Below are 19,281 nucleotides of genomic sequence, written 5' to 3' on the forward strand. Positions count from 1 at the left end.
CCGACTTACCGCAGGGCCATAGTTTCGGCCCGGAAATGACCGTTCCGGATGACTCCGCCGCTACCGGGAGATTGCTCGCCATGAGGATTGCTTGCTGGCAGGCCGCGACCGGCTCCCCCGGTGTCCCGCAGCTGCTGGAGCGGCTGCGCGAGGCGGCCGGCCGCGCGGCGGAGGCGGGGGCGGAACTTCTCGTCGCTCCCGAGATGACCCTGGGCGGGTACCCGCTCCGGCCCGGCACGCTGGCCGAGGTGTCCGAGCCCGTCGACGGTCCGCTCTGTGCGGCGGTGTCGGGTATCGCCCGTGAGCAGGGCATCGCCATCGTGCACGGCTGGCCGGAGGCGACCGGATCCGCGGTCTTCAACGCGGCCCGGCTGGTCTCCGCTGACGGCGCCACCCTCGCCGCGTACCGCAAGGCGCACCTGTTCGGCGAGGTGGACACCTCCCGGTTCGCGCCGGGTGACCACGGCGTGGTGCAGGCGGAGCTCGGCGGCCTCAGGGTCGGCCTGCTGGTCTGCTATGACGTCGAGTTCCCCGAGGCGGTGCGTGCCCACGCGCTGGCCGGCACCCAACTGCTGGTGGTGCCGACCGCGTTGATGCGGCCGTGGGAGTTCGTCGCGCGGACGATCGTTCCCGCCCGGGCGTTCGAGAGCCAGCTCTACGTCGCCTACACCAACTGGATCGGCGAGCGGCTCAGCCTGGACTTCTGCGGTCTGACCACGGTGGCCGCCCCCGACGGCACCCGGCTGACGCTGGCGGAGCCCGTCGAGGGCCTGCTGCTGGCGGAGGTCGACCCGGCCGTGGTGGCGAAGGCGCGCGCCGACACCCCCTATCTCCACGACCGGCGCCCCGAGCTCTACGAGGGCCCGCCCGCCGCCCGGCTGGGCTGAGCGGCTGGGCTCTCGCGGACCGGGCCCCGAAAGGTGTCCCAGATGTCCCAGATTCCCTCCGGCTCCCAGGAGCGCCCGCCGGCGCGTACCACGCGCCCGGCGGCCCAGCCCGAACCCCCGGCACCGCGTGCCGGGCGGTCGGCGATGCGTCCCACGACCGCTCCGCTGACCATGTTCGGCCCCGACTTCCCCTTCCCGTACGACGACTGGCTGCACCATCCGGCCGGGCTCGGCGCGGTGCCCGAGGAGCGGCACGGCACACCGGTGGCGGTGGTCGGCGGCGGGATCGCGGGCCTGGTCGCGGCGTACGAGCTGATGCGGCTGGGGCTGCGCCCGGTGCTCTACGAGGCCGGGAAGCTGGGCGGCCGGATGCGCGCGGTGCCGTTCGAGGCGGATCCCACCCACGTGGCCGAAATGGGGGCGATGCGATTCCCGGTCTCGGCCACCACGCTGTTCCACTACATCGACCTGCTCGGGCTGAAGACCCGCCCGTTCCCCAACCCGCTCTCCCCGCACACGCCCAGCACCCTGGTGCACCTGGGCGGCGAGCGCCACTTCGCCCGGACCGTCGAGGACCTCCCGGCGGTCTATCAGGAGGTGGCCGCCGCCTGGGAGAAGACCCTGCGGGAGGGGGCCGAGCTGGCGGTGATGGAGGACGCGGTCCGGCGACGGGACGCGGCGCTGCTCAAGGCGGTGTGGAACCGGATGGTCCGCACCCTGGACGACCAGTCCTTCCACGGCTTTCTCGCCGCTTCGCCGTACTTCCGCTCCTTCCGGCACCGGGAGATCTTCGGGCAGGTCGGCTTCGGCAGCGGCGGCTGGGACACCGACTTCCCCAACTCCGTGCTGGAGGTGCTGCGGGTGGTGTTCACCGGTGCCGACCAGGACCATGTGAGCATCGTCGGCGGCACCGGCGGGCTGATCGAGGGGCTCTGGACGCTGGCCGCGGACCAGGCGGTACACTGGCCGGCCGGCACCTCGCTCGCCGGGCTGCACGACGGCCGGCCCCGCCCCGCGGTGACCGCGCTGCGGCGGGTGGCCGACGGGGTGGCGGTGGAGGACGCGCGGGGCGTGCTGGAGACGTACCCGGCGGTGGTGTTCACACCGCACGTGTGGACGCTGCTGAACCGGATCGACTGCGACCCCGAGCTGCTGACCGCGCCGCAGTGGACCGCGGTCGAGCGGACCCACTACATGGGGGCCTCCAAGCTGTTCGTGCTCACCGACCGCCCGTTCTGGCTGGACCGCGACCCGCGCACCGGCCGGGACCTGATGAGCATGACGCTCACCGACCGGATGCCGCGCGGGGTCTACCTGTTCGACGACGGCCCCGACCGGCCCGGGGTGATCTGCCTCTCCTACACCTGGAACGACGACTCGCTGAAGGTCGCCACTCTCAGCGACGACCAGCGGCTGGAGCGGCTGCTCGCAGAGCTCCACAGGATCTACCCAGAGGTCGACATCCGAAAGCACATCAGCGGGCCGCCGGTCTCGGTAACATGGGAGACGGAGCCCCTGTTCATGGGTGCTTTCAAGGCGAACCTTCCTGGTCAGTACCGTTACCAGCGTCGGCTCTTCACCCAGTTCGTGCAGCGCGGCGCCGGGGACGGGCCGAGTGGTCTCTTCCTGGCCGGTGACGATGTGTCATGGACGGCTGGGTTCGCCGAGGGGGCGGTCACGACGGCGCTCAACGCGGTCTGGGGTGTGGTGGACTCCCTCGGGGGTGCCAGTCATCCGTCCAATCCCGGGCCCGGTGACGTCTTCGACGAGATCGCCCCTGTCCTCCTGCCGGAGGAGTGAGCGCCCCCTACGGGGGTAGGGGTGCGGGGTCGAGGTCGCACGACGGGGGAGATTTGGTGTTGGGCGGGGGAAAGCCGGGCCGTGTGCGGCCGGGCGGGGCACCTTTGGGCTGGTCATGACACAGTTGATCAACGCGTCGGAGCGCACCTGGGTGGAGCTCCTCACCGGTCTGACCGAGGAGGACTTCGAGGAGCTGCTGGAGACGCTGCGCTCCCGGGCCGAGACCGACGGCCCCCGGGCCGGGCGCCGCTGGACGCTCTCCCTGGAGAACCGGGTACTGCTGGTCACGACCTACTGGCGGACCCAGCTGACCATGCGTGAGGTCGCCACCGTGTTCGGGGTGTCGAAATCGGCCGCCGACCGGATCGTCGGCCATCTCGGCGCCCACCTGGAACTCTCCTCACCTGGCCGCCGGCGCTGCCGGCTCTCCCTCAGGTGCGACCGGAACGAGGCCGAAGGTCCCTCCTCAGTACCGGCCCAACGCTCCTAAGCTGGCCTGACGGCCGGTCTGCCACCGCGGAACGCGGTGGCAGACCGGCCGTTCGCGTATGTACGGCGACAATTACGGGACAGTCTGATTCCGCTACCAAGATGGCTGAATCCAGCAGGTTTGACGCAGCGATGAACGAATTTTGACCGGATGACCGCAGCCAAGTCGCGAAGGTTAACTCCACGTGCCGCGCTCCACACCGTTGCCACACACAAATTCTGTCCGATTTGCCCTGCTTCGCCAGTCGCACCCGCGCCCCTGGCACCCCCTATCGCCACCCCTACTGCTCCTAGCCCCTTCAATTATTGATCGGTTCCTGACGGCAGCCATCGTCCGGCGGGCCGCAAAAGTGTTATGTTCAGACCCGTTGTCCCGCAACTTGATCGGCGCCGGCTGAGGACCGCCTACGCCCGTAGAGTGCGGGGCGTAAATTCGCCATAAATAAATGGTTGAAGCTCGGATAACTCTTGTCCGCTTGTCCAGTATTCAACCGTCGTGGCGACTTGCCAGCTCATCCGGGGGAACACTGACGTGTCATCACTTCCCGTCTCCAGACGGCGAACCGCTCCTGCAGCCTGATCTGCCAGCGTCCTGTCGCCCACTCACCTGAGACGACGGCAGATCGGCACCACTCTCACTCTCAGAACAGACCCCTGCCCGCGGTGCAGTCCTCCCTTTTCACGGACATTCCCCGGGCGGGAATCGGGACCTGAAGCAAGGAGTCCACCACATGACGGCCCGTTCCGGCCTCATCGAACGCAGCGAGGAATTGCGGCTCCTGGCCCGGCTCACCGGCGACCCGCTCCAAGGCCCGGGCTCCGTCGGCCTGGTCGTCGGTCCGGTGGCCAGCGGTAAGTCCGGAGTGCTCAACGCCCTGTGCGAGGAGGCCGGCCGCTCCGGCGTCACCGTGCTCCGGGCCATCGGGGCACAGGCCGAATGCCATACGCCGCTGAGTATCGTCGGACAGCTGCTGCGGCAGGCCCCGATCACCACCGAACGCCACGAACAGGTACGCCGACTGCTCGCCATGTGCGAACGCGCCGTGGCGGAGCACCCGGCAGCGGTCGGGCCCGGGCAGGAGCCGTGGCTGCTCCCGAGCGATCTGGTCCAGGAACTGTGCGCGGTGCTCTTCGAGCTCTCCACCGTCCGACCACTGCTGATCTGCGTGGACGACGTCCACCACGCCGACGCGCTCTCACTCCAGTGGCTGCTCTTCCTGATCCGTCGGCTCGGCACCGCTCCGATCACGGTGGTCCTCACCGAGCGCACCTCCGCGCAGCACCCCCATCCCGCCTTCCACGCCGAACTGCTGCGCCAGCCGAACTGCCTGCGCATCCTGCTCGGCCCGCTCACCCGCCAGGGTGTGGTCCAGCTCCTGGAGTCCAGACTCGACGCCGAGCGAGCCGACCAACTGGCGGCCCGTTTCGATGCTCTGACAGGCGGTAACCCGCTGCTGATGCACGCCCTGCTGGAGGATCTGCGCACCTGCACCCGGCTGCCCTCCGAGCAGCGCCCGTCCACACTGGGCGCCGGGTACGCCTTCTCCCAGGCCGTCGTCAGCTGCCTGCACCGCAGCGAACCCTCCGCCCTCGCGGTGGCCCGCGGGATCGCCGTGTTCGGCGAGAGCTGCACCACCCACCTGCTCGGGCAGCTGCTCGACCTCTCCCCCGCCACGGTGGAGTGCGTCATCCGCGGCCTGGAGTCGGCCGGCCTGCTGGAACACGGGCAGTTCCGGCACCCGGCCGTGCGGACCGCCGTCCTGCACGACGCCGACGCGCTCGACCTCAGCCGGCTGCAGCACCGCGCCGCCCACCTGCTGTACACCCAGGGCGCTCCCGAACGGGCCATCGCCGAGCGGCTGTTGGCCTCCAACGAGCCCGGCGAGGCCTGGAGCACCCGGGTACTGTGCGACGTCGCCCGCCAGGCGCTCTTCGACGGCGACGCGGACCTGGCCAGACGCTGCGTCGAGCACGCCCACCGGGTCTGCACCGACCGCCGCGAGCGCGGCGAGGTGCTCACCCTGCTGGCCGGTGTCGAGTGGCAGCTCCAGGCCGGCAACGCCACCCGGCACCTGCCCCAGCTCACCGCGGCCCTGCGCGCCGGCGAGCTCGGCGACCGGCACAGCGTGGTGGTCGTCAAGTACCTGCTGCGGCACGGCCGGATCACCGAGGCGACGGCCGTACTGGACCACCTGCTGGCCGCGCGGGGCCGCCCGGTCGAGGGCCGCACCACCGCCGAACTGCAGACCGTCAGGATGCTGCTGACCAGCTCCTACCCCGGCGCGCTGGCCGAACTCCCCCCGTTCGGTCCCTGCACCGTCGACGCGGACCGCGCCCCCGCCGCGGTCCGGGCCGACCCTCAGCTGCAGGCCGCCGCCGTGCTCGACGAGGTGCTCAGCGGCTGCGCCGGCGAGAACACCTTCCTCGGCGCGGAGCAGGTCCTGCGGACCATCCGGCTGAGCCACCGCTCCTGGGAGCAGGCCGAGTTCGCCCTGCTCGCCCTGATCTACGGCGACCAGCTGGACCGTGCGGCCGTCTGCTGCGACCAGCTGCTCAGCCGGATCGGCCGCGCCGCGGAGGGATGGCGGCCGCCGCTGCTGGCGCTGCGCAGCCAGATCGCCTTCCGCCAGGGCCGGCTGGTCGAAGCGGAGCGTTTCGCCAAGACCGCCCTCGAGGAGATGCCCTGGCAGGGCTGGGGCGTGACGATCGGTCTGCCGATGGCCGTCCTGCTGATGGCCCAGACCGCGATGGGCAAGTACGAGGACGCGGCGGAGCTGCTGAGCCGGCCGGTGCCGCAGGCCATCTACAAGTCCCGCTACGGACTGCACTACCTGTACGCCCGGGGCGAGTACCGGCTGGCCACCAACAACCCGCATGCCGCCCTCGACGACTTCCTGATCTGCGGCGAGATGATGCAGGAGTGGGGCATCGACCTGCCGACCCTGGTGGAGTGGCGGGCCGCCGCCGCCCGGGTCCACCTGAGCACGGGCAACCACCAGCAGGCCAAGGTCCTGATCGACGAGCAGTTCAAGCGGCTTCGGCCCGGGCCCTCCCGCTCCCGTGGCATCGCGCTGCGGCTGGGTGCCGCCGTCGCCGAACTCCGCTACCGCCCCTCGCTGCTGCGCCAGGCCGTGGACGAGCTCCAGCGCTGCGACTCCCCCGTCGAACTGGCCCTGGCGCTGGCCGATCTGGGCTACGCCTACCAGAACCTCGGTGACCACAAGCGCTCCCGGACCATGATGAACCGGGCCTGGCAACTGGCCAAGGAGCACTCCGCCGAGCCCATCCTGCGGGGCCTGTCCAGCATGTTCTGCGACGTCCGCGAGGAGGCGCCGCAGTCCGCCGCCGCCGCTCCGCTCGCGGGCGACCTGAGCGACGCCGAACGGCGGGTGGCCTCGCTGGCGGCGCTCGGCCACACCAACCGGGAGATCGCCCGGGAGCTGTTCATCACGGTCAGCACGGTGGAGCAGCACCTGACCCGGGTCTACCGCAAGCTCAAGGTCACCCGGCGCAGCGATCTGCCGGGCGAGCTGTGCCTGGTGTCGACGGGCAACAGCGCGTCCTACGCCTGACGCTCCGTTCCGTCCGGGGCGTTCGACGTTCCGTCCGGCGCGTTCGACCGGCGTTCTCCCGGGGCGCGGGGAACCGAACGACCGGCCTGCCACACTGTGCAGGACCGGTCGCGCGGTTCCCCGCGCCCCTGGTGGTTCTCCCGGCCGCCCGGAGGCAGTCAGCCGGCGTGGGCGCCCAGCTGGTCGGTGATCTCGGAGAGGACCGCCTGCTGGTGGGCGGCGAGGTAGAAGTGGCCGCCGGCGAAGACGCGCAGCGAGAACTCGCCGGTGGTCTCCTCCGCCCAGGCCTTGACCTCCTCCACGGTGGCCTTGGGGTCGTCGTCGCCGGTCAGGGCCACGATCGGGGTGCTCAGCGGCTCACCCGGGGTGCGCCGGTAGGTCTCGATGGCCCGGTAGTCGTTGCGGATCGCGGGCAGGATCATCCGCAGGATCTCCTCGTCGCCGAGCAGCGCCGTGTTGGTCCCGCTGAGGTCCTTGAGATCGGCGACCAGGCCCTCGTCGTCCCGCAGGTGGACGCTCTCCTCCCGGTGCGTGCCGGGGCCGCGCCGGCCCGAGGCGAAGAGCACGGCGGGCGGGCGCCCGTCCGCCTCCAGCCGCCGGGCCAGCTCGAAGCCGAGGATCGCGCCCATGCTGTGGCCGAAGATCCCCAGCGGCCGGTCGTCCAGGGTGCGGACCATCCGGTGGACCTGGTCGGCCAGCTCGGCGATGGTGCCGATGCCCGGCTCGCTCCGGCGGTCCTGACGGCCCGGGTACTGCACGGTGAGGACCTCGATCCTCGGCGACAGCGCCGCGGACACCGGGAAGTAGAAGCTGGCCGAGCCGCCGGCGTGCGGCAGGCAGAGCAGGCGCACCTTGCTGTCGGGTGCCTGGTGGAAGCGGCGTATCCACAGGTCGTACTCGGCGGCGGTGGGCGTGGTCATCGGTTCCTCATCTCTTGGTACATGACGGTCGGTCAAGTATGACCCGATGGAGATCCACCGGGGCTGTCCCGGCCCGCCGGGGGCCGGGCCGGGACAGCGGTCGGCAAGGGGGGCGCTTCCACCACCCCGGCGCGTTCAGCACACCTCGCGCAGCCAGTTCTCGATCAGCTCGGCGGTGGCGGCGGCGTGTTCCTCCATCACGGTGAAGTGGTCACCCCGTCCGTCCAGCGCGGTGTGCTCCAGCGGCCAGGACGCCCGTACGTCCGCCTCGGCCACACCGTCCGACCCGGGGGCCGTCAGTGCGTCCACGGCACGGACCAGCAGGGTGGGCGCGGCGATCGCGGTGGGTCGCCGCTCGGCGAAGAGCCGCAGGTAGCCGCCCATCGCGGTGAGCCGGGCGTCGTCCATCGGGACGTACGCGCCCTCGCGCGCGAGCATCGCACCGGTGAGAGCGGGGAGCAGGTCCTCGGCCCGGCCGCCCGGGCTCCCGCCGCCGGTCCTGACGTCGGACTCACTGCCGACCCCGCCGCCGACCCCGCCGCCGACCCCGCCGCCGACCCCGCCATCGGCCTCGAAGGAGTAGGTGTCCACCAGGACGACCGCGGCCGGAGCGGAACCCAGTCCCTCCAGACGGGCCGCGGCGGCCTGGGCCACCAGACCGCCCGTGGAGTGCCCGAGCAGGACGAAGGGGGCTCCCCCGGCCGCCCGGAGCACGCCCTGGGCAACGGCCTCGGTGACCGCCTCGGCGGTGGCGGGCAGCGGCTCCCCGTCCCGGAATCCCGGCAGCGGCAGTGCGCGGACCGCTCGCCGGCCCCGGAAGGCGGCGGAGATCCGGGCGTACTGGTGCGGGCCGGAGATCGCCAGCAGCGAGGGCAGGCAGACCAGTACGGGCTGCTCGGGCCCGTCGGCCAGCCGGACCGGCTCCGGCACCAGGCCGCTCGCCTCCCCCACGTCGAAGGACGGCCGGAACCGAGAGGCCGCGATCAGCAGCTCCATGAACTCCCGGCTGCGGCCGGTCTCGGCGGCGCCGCGCAGCAGGGTACCGATGGTGCCCAGCGGGCGGGCGTCCCCGGTGCCCGGCTCGGAGGCGGTGGCGGCCAGCTGCTCCCGCAGGCGGGCGGCCAGCAGCTTCGGGGTGGGCTGGTCGAACAGCAGGGTGGCGGGCAGCCGCAGACCGGTGGCCAGGGCCAGCCGGTTGCGCAGCTCCACCGAGGTGAGCGAATCGAAGCCCAGCTCCAGGAAGCCGCGTTCGACCTCCACCGCCTCCGGGCCCGGGTGGCCGAGGGCGGCGGCGGCGTGGCCGCGCACCAGGTCGAGCAGGATCTCCTCCTGCTCGACCGGGGCCCGTCCGGCGAGCTTCGCGGTCAGGGCGCCGGCCGTCTCCTGGACGGCCGTCGCGGACCTGCGGGCCGGCCCGCGGACCAGTCCGCGCAGCAGCGCCGGCACCTGTCCGGTCGCGGCGGCGTGGGCGCGCAGACCGGCGAGGTTCAGCCTGGCCGGGACCAGCAGCGCCCGGTCCGGTGCATCGGCCGCGTCGAACAGCGCCAGGCCGTCCGCGACGGAGAGCGGCGCCACCCCGCCGCGGGCGAGGCGCTGCAGGTCCGCCTCTCCGAGCTCGCCGCCCATTCCGCCGTGCTGCTCCCACAGGCCCCAGGCCAGCGAGACGGCGGGCAGCCCGTGGGCCCGCCGGTGCGCGGCGAGGGCGTCCAGGAAGGCGTTGGCCGCGGCGTAGTTGGCCTGTCCGGGGCCGCCGAAGACGCCGGCCACCGAGGAGAACAGCACGAAGGAGGAGATGGCGTGACGCCGCGTCAGTTCGTGCAGGTGCCAGGCGGCGTCCGCCTTGGGGCGCAGCACCCGGTCGACCCTTTCCCGGCTGAGCGAGGCGACGGCGCCGTCGTCCAGCAGGCCGGCGGCGTGCACCACGGCGGTGAGCGGGTGCTCGGCCGGCACGGTGTCGAGCAGCGCGGCGAGGGCGTCCCGGTCGGCCACGTCGCAGGCGGCCAGGCGTACCTCGGCGCCCAGTTCGGCCAGCTCCCTGCGCAGTTCGGCGGCGCCTTCCGCCTCGCCGCCCCGCCGGGAGGCCAGGAGCAGGTGGCGTACGCCGCGTTCGGCGACCAGGTGGCGGGCCAGCAGTCGGCCCAGCGAGCCGGTGGCTCCGGTGAGCAGCACCGTGCCGGACGCGTCCAGGTCGGCGGCGGAATCCGCCGGACGGGCCACCCGGGTGAGCCTGGGTACGTACAACCGGCCGTCACGCAGTGCCAGTTGGGGTTCGGCCCCGGTTGCCGCCGCGGACAGTGCCCGGCGGTCGTCCCGGTCGAGGTCGAGCTGGACGATCCGGTCCGGGTTCTCGGTCTGGGCCGAGCGCACCAGACCGCAGACCGCGGCGGCGGCCAGGTCGGGTACGTCCTCTCCCGCCCGGGTGGACACGCCGCCCCGGGTGACCAGGATCAGCCGCGCGCTCGCGGTGAACTCCTCGGCCAGCCAGGCCTGGAGCAGCTCCAGCGCCCAGCCCGCCGCCCGGTGGGCGGCCTGCGCGGCGTCCTGGCCAACTGCCGTGGGCGGACAGCACACGAGCACGTTCTCCGGCACGGCGGCACCTGCCGCGACCGCCACCGCCAGCGCGTCCAGGTCCGGGTAGGCGATCGCTCCCTCGGGCGCGAGCTCCGGTGTGTGCGGGCCGAGTACGGCCCAGCTCCCGGTGCCGGCGGTGTCGGTGGCGGGAGCGGTCACCCACTCCAGTCCGAACAGCGCGTCGTCCGTGCCTCCGCCCGTACCGAGCTGCTCCGGCGAGAGGGGGCGCAGCGCCAGCGACTCGATCTCCGCCACCGGTCGGCCCGCCGGGTCGGCCAGCTCCAGTGCCAGTGCGTCATCACCCAACGAGCGGATCCGTACCCGGAGTTCGGCCGCCCCCGTGGCGTGCAGGGTGACACCGCTCCAGGCGAACGGCAGCCGTCCGCGCCCGGTGTCCGCCAGCAGACCGCCGAGGCCCAGGGTGTGCAGGGTGGAGTCGAGCAGTGCGGGGTGCAGGCCGAAGGCCGCGGCCTGTGCCCTGGCCTCCTCCTCCAGCGCGACCTCGGCGAACAGTTCGCCGTCGCGCCGCCAGGCGGCCCGCAGCCCCTGGAACGCGGGACCGTAGGAGAAGCCGAGCGCGGCGAATCCCTCGTACAGGCCGTCCAGCTGGACCGGTTCGGCGCCCTGCGGCGGCCACTCGGCCAGGTCGGGGCCCGCACCACCGGCGGCGGCGGAGAGCACACCGGTGGCGTGCCTGGTCCAGGGCAGATCGCCCGCCGCGCCCTCGGGCCGCGAGTGCAGGGTGAGGCGGCAGCGCCCCTCCTGGTCCGGTGCGCCCACGGCCACCTGCAGCTGGATCCCGCCGCGTTCGGGCAGGACGAGCGGGGCCTCCAGGGTGAGTTCCTCCAGGTGGCCGCAGCCGACCTGGTCGCCGGCCCGGATCGCGAGCTCGACGAAGGCGGTTCCCGGCAGCAGTACCGCACCCATCACGGCGTGGTCGGCCAGCCACGGGTGGGTGTCCAGGCCGAGCCGTCCGGTGAACAGTTGCCCCTCGGCGTCGGCCAGCGCGACGCTCGCGCCCAGCAGCGGGTGGTCGGCCGCCCCCAGACCGACCGCGGCGACGTCGCCGAAGAAACCCGTGTACGGCTTGGGCCAGTAGCGCTGCCGCTGGAAGGCGTAGGTCGGCAGGTCGACGTGCTGGGCACCGGTACCGGCGAACACCGACGTCCACTCCAACTTGACGCTTCTGACGTGTAGTTGGGCCAGAGCGATGGTGGTGCTCCACGCCTCCGCGCGGTCCCGGCGCAGGACGGGGGTGAACACCGCCGGTTCGGTGACGCAGTCCTGGGCCATGGCGGTGAGGGTGCCGTCGGGGCCCAGCTCCAGGTAGGTGCGGACGCCTTCGGCCTCCAGTGCCTGGACGGCGTCGTGGAAGCGGACGGCCTCGCGGACGTGGCGGACCCAGTACTCGGGGGTGCGGATCTCGTCGGTGATCCCACCGGTGAGGGTGGAGACGATCGGGATCCGGGGCTCGTTGAAGGTCAGGCCTTCGACGACCGTGCGGAACTCGGCGAGCATCGGCTCCATCAGCGGCGAGTGGAAGGCGTGGCTCACCGTGAGCCGCTTGGTCTTGCGACCCTGGGCCGCCAGCTGTTCCGCGACCGCCATGACGTCCTGCTCGGCACCGGAGATCACCACCGAGGTCGGCCCGTTGACCGCCGCGATCCCCAACTCACCGGTGACGAACGGCAGCACCTCATCCTCCGAGGCCTGCACCGCCACCATCGCACCACCGACCGGCAGCGCCTGCATCAGCCGGCCACGAGCGGCCACCAGAGCGGCGGCATCCGCCAGCGACAGCACCCCAGCCACGTGCGCGGCGGCGATCTCACCGATCGAATGCCCGGCCAGGAAGTCCGGCCGGACACCCCAGGACTCTGTGAGCCGGAACAGCGCCACCTCGATCGCGAACAGTGCCGGCTGGGTGTAGGCGGTCTGGTCCAGCTCCTCGCCGCCGAAGACCACCTCGCGCAGCGGACGCTCCAGGTGCCGGTCCAGCTCAGCGCAGACCGCGTCGAAGGCCTCGGCGAACACCGGGAACGCCTCGTACAACTCGGCGCCCATACCGGCCCGCTGGCTCCCCTGCCCGGTGAACAGGAACGCCGATCGGGCCCCCGGGGCGGCCACGCCCTGGAGGGTGTTCGCCGCCGATTCGCCGTTCGCCAGTGCCTTCAGGCCGTCCAGCAGCTCAGTCCGGTCGACGCCCACCACGGCGGCCCGGTGGCCCAGGGAGGCACGGGTGGTGGCCAGCGACCAGCCGATGTCAGCGGGATTGAGCTCCGGCTCCACATCCAGTGCGGCCAGCAGCCGCTCGGCCTGGCCCTGGAGCGCCTGCGCGGAACGGGCGGACAGCACCCATGGCACCACGGCGGGAGCGCTCCGGCGCTGTTCGGCGTCCTGTAGGGGGGCCTGCTCGACGATCACATGGGCGTTGGTGCCGCTGATGCCGAAGGAGGAGACCGCAGCGCGCCTGGGCCGACCGGTCTCCGGCCAGGGGCGGGACTCGGTGAGCAACTCCACCGCGCCCGCCGACCAGTCCACGTGCGGGGACGGCTCGCTGACGTGCAGCGTCTGCGGCAGCACACCGTGCCGCATCGCCATCACCATCTTGATCACACCCGCCGCACCGGCAGCAGCCTGCGTGTGGCCGAAGTTGGACTTCACCGAGCCCAGCCACAGTGGCGCGTCCTGGTCACGGTCCTTGCCGTAGGTGGCGAGCAGCGCCTGGGCCTCGATCGGGTCACCGAGCGTCGTACCGGTCCCATGGGCCTCGACCGCGTCCACCTGGTCGGCCGACAGCCCGGCGTTGGCCAGCGCCTGCCGGATCACCCGCTGCTGGGACGGGCCGTTGGGAGCGGTCAGACCGTTGGAGGCGCCGTCCTGGTTGACGGCGGAGCCACGGACGACGGCCAGGACCGGGTGGCCGTTGCGGCGCGCGTCGGACAGCCGCTCGACCAGCAGCATGCCCACGCCCTCGGACCAGCTGGTGCCGTCCGCGTCAGCGGAGAAGGACTTGCAGCGGCCGTCCGCCGCCAGCCCGCGCTGCCGGCTGAACTCCACGAACGACGCCGGGGTGGCCATCACCACCACACCGCCGGCCAGCGCCAGCGTGCACTCACCGGAGCGCAGCGCCTGGCTCGCCAGGTGCAGGCCGACCAGTGAAGAGGAGCAGGCGGTGTCGATGGTCACCGCCGGGCCCTCCAGGCCGAAGGTGTAGGACACCCGGCCCGAGGCCACGCTGCCGGAGCTACCCGTGCCCACGTAGCCCTCGAAGCCCTCCGCCGACTGCTGGAGCAGCATGCCGTAGTCGTTGTACATCACGCCCGCGAAGACGCCGGTCCGGCTGCCGCGCAGGCTGCCCGGGTCGATGCCCGCCCGCTCGAAGGCCTCCCACGAGGTTTCGAGCAGCAGCCGCTGCTGCGGGTCCATCGACACGGCTTCGCGGGGGGAGATCCCGAAGAACGCCGGGTCGAACTCGCTGGCGTTGTGGAGGAACCCGCCCTCGCGGGTGTAGGTGGTGCCCTGCTGGTCCGGGTCGCTGTCGTAGAGCGCTTCGGTGTCCCAGCCACGGTCGGTGGGGAAGCCCGAGACGCCGTCGATGCCGTTGGCCACCAGGTGCCACAGGTCCTCGGGGCTCTGGACCCCGCCGGGGAAGCGGCAGGCCATGCCGATGATCGCGATCGGCTCGTCGTCGGCCGCCGCTCGGACGACGACAGCCGTGTCGGGAAGGGAGCCGACCAGTTCCTCATGTAGCAGCCCGGCGAGCGCACGCGCGCTCGGGTAGTCGAAGACGAGCGTCGCGGGCAGGCGCAGGCCGGTGGTGGCGTTGAGGCGGTTGCGCAGCTCGACGGCGGTGAGGGAGTCGAAGCCCAGGTCCTTGAACGCCCGCTCCGCGTCCACCTCGTGAGCTCCGGCGTAGCCCAGCACCGCGGCCGTCTCGGCCCGTACCAGATCCACCAGCGCCGCATCACGCTCGGCCTCGGGGAGCGCGGCGAGGCGCTGCATCAGCGAGGAGACGGCGGGACTGCCCGTGGCCGCTGCGGCCGAGCGGCGTGCGGCGACCCGGACCAGGCCGCGCAGCAGCGGGGGCAGCATGCCCGCCTCGGCCTGGCCACGCAGACCCGCGAGGTCGAGCCGGATCGGCACCAGGACCGGGTCGCCCGAACGCAGCGAGGTGTCGAACAGCCTCAGGCCTTCCTCGGCGGTCAGCGCACCTACACCGCCCCGCGCCATCCGCTGCACATCCGCCGTGTCCAACTCCCCCGCCATACCGCCGTCCTCGGCCCACAGGCCCCAGGCGAGCGAGGTCGCCCGAAGACCGGCCGACCGACGCTGCTGAGCGAGGGCGTCCAGGAAGCTGTTCGCGGCGGCGTAGTTGGCCTGCCCCGCATTGCCGAAGACACCGGCCGCCGAGGAGAACAGCACAAAGGCGGTGAGGTCGTGGTCCCGGGTCAGCTCGTGCAGGTTCCAGGCCGCGTCCACCTTCGGGCGCAGCACCGCATCGATCCGCTCGGGGGTGAGGGAGGAGATCACACCGTCGTCCAGCACACCGGCCGTGTGCACCACGGCCGTCAGGCGGTGCTCGGCGAGCAGCGCCGCCAACGCCTCACGATCAGCGACATCACAGGCAGCGAAGACCGGCTCAGCGCCCAACTCACGCAGGGAATCAGCGAGTTCCTCAGCGCCTTCGGCCCGAGCCCCGCGCCGCGAGACCAGCAGCAGCCTGCGCGCACCGTACTCAGTCACCAGATGCCGGGCGAACAGCGCACCCAGCGTGCCCGTCGCACCCGTCACCAGCACCGTACCCTCCGGGTCCAGCACCAGCCGCTCGGCTTCATCAGTCGAAGGCACACGGGCCAGACGCGGTGCGAGGGCCTTGCCCGCGCGCAGGGCCAGCTGGGGCTCACCACTCTCGACCGCCGCCGACAGCAGAGCCAGCGAGGTCGGGTCCTCGTCCAGGTCGATCAGCACGATCCGGCCCGGGTTCTCCGACTGCGCCGAACCCAGCAGACCCCACACAGCGGCCGAGGGAAGGTCCAGAACATCCGCGTCAAGGGCCGCCACCGCACCACGCGTGACCACCACCAGCCGGGTGTCCGCCAGCAACTCCTCCGCCAACCACTCCTGCACCACCGCGAGCACACCACGCACAGCGGCATGCGTCGCAACGGCCACATCCTCAGCCAACCCCGGCAGAACAGGCACCAGGATCGTCCCCGGCACACCGCCAGCCACCAGCGCGCCCAGGTCCTCGAACCGCTCGACACCGGCGAGACCGAATGCGTCCGCACCAAGAACCACCGCACCGTCAAAGGCGGCGCCGGACGGCAGGACAGCGCCGGTCCACTCCTGGCGGAACAGCGACTCATGGTGAGCCGCCCGGGCCGTGGACAGCTGCTCGACCGCCACGGGTCGCAGTACCAGCGACTCCACGGTGGCCACGGGCGCTCCCGTGCCGTCGGCGATGCCGAGCGATACCGCGTCCGCACCCTGCGGCGCGATCCGCACCCGCAGGGCGGTGGCACCGACGGCGTGGAGTTCGACACCGTTCCAGGCGAACGGCAGGCGGGCCTGCCCGGTGTCCGCCAGGACGCCGCCGAGGCCGATCGCGTGCAGCCCGCTGTCGAGCAACGCGGGGTGCAGCCCGAACTGATCGGCCTGTGCCCAGCTGCTCTCCGGCAGCTCGACCTCTGCGAACAGCTCGCCGTCGCGCCGCCAGGCGGCCCGCAGCCCCTGGAACACCGGTCCGTAGCCGAACCCCGCTGCGGCGAAACCCTCGTAGAGCGAGTCGACCGGAACGGTCTCCGCGTTAACCGGCGGCCACTCGGCCAGGTCCGGCGCAGCGGAGGGCGCGCCCGTGGCCGGACCGAGCAGACCGGCGGCGTGCCGGGTCCACGGTTCCTCGGCCGGGGCGTCCTCGGCCCTGGAGTAGAGGCTGACGGTGCGCCGGCCGGAGTCGTCCGGAGTGCCGACCCAGAGCTGGACCTGAACCGCGCCCTTGGTCGGCAGGATCAGGGGTGCCTCCAGCGACAGCTCCTCCAGCCGGGTGCAGCCGACCTGGTCGCCCGCTCGGATCGCCAGTTCCACGAAGGCGGTTCCCGGAAGCAGCACCGTGTCACCGACGGCATGGTCGGCCAGCCAGGGGTGGGAGTCCAGCGACAGGCGCCCGGTGAAGAGATGGCCGTCCGCGTCCGCGAGAGCGACGCTCGCTCCAAGCAGGGGGTGATCGGCCGATCCCAGGCCGGCGGACGCCACGTCGCCGATCCATCCGGTGAGTGGGCGCGGCCAGTAGCGCTCGCGCTGGAAGGCGTAGGTGGGCAGGTCGACGAGCCGCGCACCGGTACCGGCAAAGACGGCCTGCCAGTCCAGCTTCGCGCCACGGACGTGCAGCTGAGCGAGAGCGCTGGTAAAGCTCTCGGCCTCGGCGCGGCCCCGACGCAGAACGGGGGCGAACGCCGCGTCCTCGGTCACACAGTCCTGCGCCATGGCGGCGAGGGTGCCGTCCGGACCGAGCTCCAGGAAGGTGCGGACGCCTTCGCGCTCCAGAGTCCGCATCGCGTCGTGGAAGCGGACGGCCTCCCGGACGTGGCGGACCCAGTACTCGGGGGTCCGGATCTCGTCGGTGAGGTCGCCGGAGAGGGTGGAGACGATCGGGATGCTCGGCTCGTTGAAGGTCAGACCCCCGACGACCGTACGGAACTCGGCCAGCATCGGCTCCATCAACGGCGAGTGGAACGCGTGGCTCACCGTCAGCCGCTTGGTCTTACGACCCTCGGCCGACAGCCGCTCCGCAACCGCCGACACCGCAGACTCGGCACCGGAAATCACCACCGACGACGGCCCGTTGACCGCAGCGATCCCCAACTCACCTGTGACGAACGGCAGCACCTCGTCCTCCGAGGCCTGCACCGCCACCATCACACCGCCAATCGGCAGCGCCTGCATCAACCGACCACGAGCCGCCACCAGAGCAGCGGCATCCGCCAGCGACAGCACCCCAGCCACATGCGCGGCAGCGATCTCACCGATCGAATGCCCGGCCAGGAACTCCGGCCGGATGCCCCAGGACTCTGTGAGCCGGAACAGCGCCACCTCGATCGCGAACAGTGCCGGCTGGGTGTGGGCGGTCTGGTCCAGCTCCTCGCCACCGAACACCACCTCGCGCAGCGGACGATCCAGATGCGGGTCCAGCTCAGCGCAGACCGCGTCGAAGGCCTCGGCGAACACCGGGAACGCCTCGTACAACTCCCGGCCCATACCGGCCCGCTGGCTCCCCTGCCCCGCGAACAGGAACGCCACCCGGCCAGCCGCACCGGCGACGCCCAGCACCGCCCGCGACGCAGGCTCACCGCTCGCCAGCGCCGCCAGCCCGGCACGCAGTTCGTCACGGTCCGAGCCCACCACCACCGCGCGGTGCTCGAACGAACCGCGCGTGCTCACCAGCGAGAAACCGATGTCCAGCGGCGACAGTTCGGGCTGTGCCTCGAGATGGGCCAGCAGCCGTTCGGCCTGCCCGCGCAGTGCCTCCGCCGTCCGGCCGGACAGCGCCACCGGCGCCTTCCGGGTGTTCTCCTGGTGCTCCTCGCCCTCCACCGCCTCGGCTTCGGGCGCCTGCTCCAGGATGATGTGGGCGTTGGTGCCGCTGAACCCGAACGAGGACACCGCCGAACGGCGCGGCTCACCGGTCTGCGGCCACGGCCGCGTCTCACTCAGCAGTTCCACCGCACCCGCCGACCAGTCCACGTGCGAGGACGGCTCACCCACATGCAGCGACTGCGGCAGCACACCGTGCCGCATCGCCATCACCATCTTGATCACACCCGCCGCACCCGCGGCCGCCTGCGTGTGGCCGAGGTTGGACTTCACCGAACCCAGCCACAGCGGACGGTCCTCGGCGCGCTCCTTGCCGTAGGTGGCCAGCAGCGCCTGCGCCTCGATCGGGTCACCGAGGGTCGTACCGGTCCCGTGCGCCTCCACCGCGTCGACCTGGTCGCTGGTGAGAGCGGCGTTGGCCAGCGCCTGCCGGATCACCCGTTGCTGCGACGGACCATTGGGAGCGGTAAGACCGTTGGACGCACCGTCCTGGTTGACGGCCGACCCCCGGACGATGCCCAGCACCGGGTGCCCGTTGCGCCGGGCGTCCGAGAGCCGCTCGACCAGCAACATGCCGACGCCCTCGCCCCAGCCGGTGCCATCGGCGTCGTCCGAGAACGCCTTGCAGCGCCCGTCCGCCGCCAGGCCGCGCTGACGGCTGAACTCCACGAAAGTGCCCGGCGTCAGCATCACGGTCACACCGCCGGCCAGCGCCAGCGTGGACTCTCCCTGGCGCAGCGACTGGCAGGCCAGGTGCAGGGCGACCAGCGAGGAGGAGCAGGCGGTGTCGATGGTCACCGCCGGACCCTCCAGGCCCAGCGTGTACGACACCCGGCCCGAAGCGATGCTCCCCGAGGTGCCCGTGCCGATCTGCCCCTCGGCTCCCTCGACCGACTGCTGGAGCAGCATGCCGTAGTCGTTGTACATCACACCTACGAACACACCGGTCCGGCTGCCCCGCAGCGTCGCCGGATCGATGCCCGCCCGCTCGAACGCCTCCCAGGAGGTCTCCAGCAGCAGCCGCTGCTGCGGATCCATCGACATCGCCTCACGCGGCGAGATCCCGAAGAAGCCCGGATCGAACGCTCCCGCGTCCTGCAGGAACCCGCCCTCACGGGCGTACGAGGTCCCCGGGTGGTCCGGGTCCGGGTGGTAGAGGCTCTCGACGTCCCAGCCACGGTCCTCCGGGAAGTACGACACCGCGTCGCTGCCGGTGGACACCAGCCGCCACAGGTCCTCGGGCGAGGAGACACCACCCGGGAAGCGGCAGGCCATACCGACGATGGCGATCGGCTCGTGCTCGCCGTCCTCCATCTCCTTGAGTCGGCGGCGGGTCTCGTGAAGATCCGCCGTCACTCGCTTGAGGAAGTACCGAAGCTTTTCCTCAGCCGCCATCTCAGCCGGCATGTCAGGTCACCTCTCGGGATGTTGCAGAAGAATCGGGCGATC

6 protein-coding genes are annotated in these 19,281 nt (G+C 72.2%); 4 read left to right on the forward strand and 2 right to left on the reverse strand.

What is annotated here, in order from left to right; translation table 11 throughout:
• The first annotated feature begins 71 nt into the window (after nt 1-71).
• From ACSMTC_RS02170 to ACSMTC_RS02185, 4 genes are all read left to right on the forward strand, one after another.
• Nucleotides 72-887: a carbon-nitrogen hydrolase family protein gene (locus ACSMTC_RS02170; RefSeq protein WP_436564572.1), complete on the forward strand. Its 816-nt coding sequence runs from the start codon at nt 72-74 to the stop codon at nt 885-887.
• A 144-nt stretch (nt 888-1,031) separates the two neighbouring features.
• Nucleotides 1,032-2,687, forward strand: coding sequence for a flavin monoamine oxidase family protein (locus tag ACSMTC_RS02175; RefSeq protein ID WP_436564573.1), 1,656 nt, complete (start codon nt 1,032-1,034; stop codon nt 2,685-2,687).
• Between the two features lie 115 nt (nt 2,688-2,802).
• Nucleotides 2,803-3,177: a helix-turn-helix domain-containing protein gene (locus ACSMTC_RS02180; protein ID WP_436557907.1), complete on the forward strand. Its 375-nt coding sequence runs from the start codon at nt 2,803-2,805 to the stop codon at nt 3,175-3,177.
• Nucleotides 3,178-3,907: 730 nt separating this feature from the next.
• Nucleotides 3,908-6,748 carry a helix-turn-helix transcriptional regulator gene (locus tag ACSMTC_RS02185; protein WP_436557908.1) on the forward strand — a complete coding sequence of 947 codons (2,841 nt, stop codon included), beginning with the start codon at nt 3,908-3,910 and terminating at the stop codon, nt 6,746-6,748.
• 158 nt (nt 6,749-6,906) lie between these two features.
• On the opposite strand, the gene ACSMTC_RS02190 is transcribed toward ACSMTC_RS02185, so the two are convergent.
• Both ACSMTC_RS02190 and ACSMTC_RS02195 read right to left on the reverse strand, forming a co-directional pair.
• Nucleotides 6,907-7,668, reverse strand: coding sequence for a thioesterase II family protein (locus ACSMTC_RS02190; protein ID WP_436557909.1), 762 nt, complete (start codon nt 7,666-7,668; stop codon nt 6,907-6,909).
• Nucleotides 7,669-7,803: 135 nt separating this feature from the next.
• Complete coding sequence (locus ACSMTC_RS02195) at nt 7,804-19,227, reverse strand: SDR family NAD(P)-dependent oxidoreductase (protein WP_436557910.1); 11,424 nt, start codon at nt 19,225-19,227, stop codon at nt 7,804-7,806.
• Nucleotides 19,228-19,281 lie beyond the last annotated feature (54 nt).

The organism is Kitasatospora sp. HPM-01-4, assembly GCF_051374625.1.
In the GTDB taxonomy this organism is placed as follows: Bacteria; Actinomycetota; Actinomycetes; order Streptomycetales; family Streptomycetaceae; genus Kitasatospora.

What these genes read in the sequence shown, in the direction of transcription:
- ACSMTC_RS02190 (WP_436557909.1), bottom strand. Translation starts at nt 7,668, where the DNA reads ATGACCACGCCCACCGCCGCCGAGTACGACCTGTGGATACGCCGCTTC.
- ACSMTC_RS02180 (WP_436557907.1), top strand. Translation starts at nt 2,803, where the DNA reads ATGACACAGTTGATCAACGCGTCGGAGCGCACCTGGGTGGAGCTCCTC.
- ACSMTC_RS02195 (WP_436557910.1), bottom strand. Translation starts at nt 19,227, where the DNA reads ATGGCGGCTGAGGAAAAGCTTCGGTACTTCCTCAAGCGAGTGACGGCG.
- ACSMTC_RS02185 (WP_436557908.1), top strand. Translation starts at nt 3,908, where the DNA reads ATGACGGCCCGTTCCGGCCTCATCGAACGCAGCGAGGAATTGCGGCTC.
- ACSMTC_RS02175 (WP_436564573.1), top strand. Translation starts at nt 1,032, where the DNA reads ATGCGTCCCACGACCGCTCCGCTGACCATGTTCGGCCCCGACTTCCCC.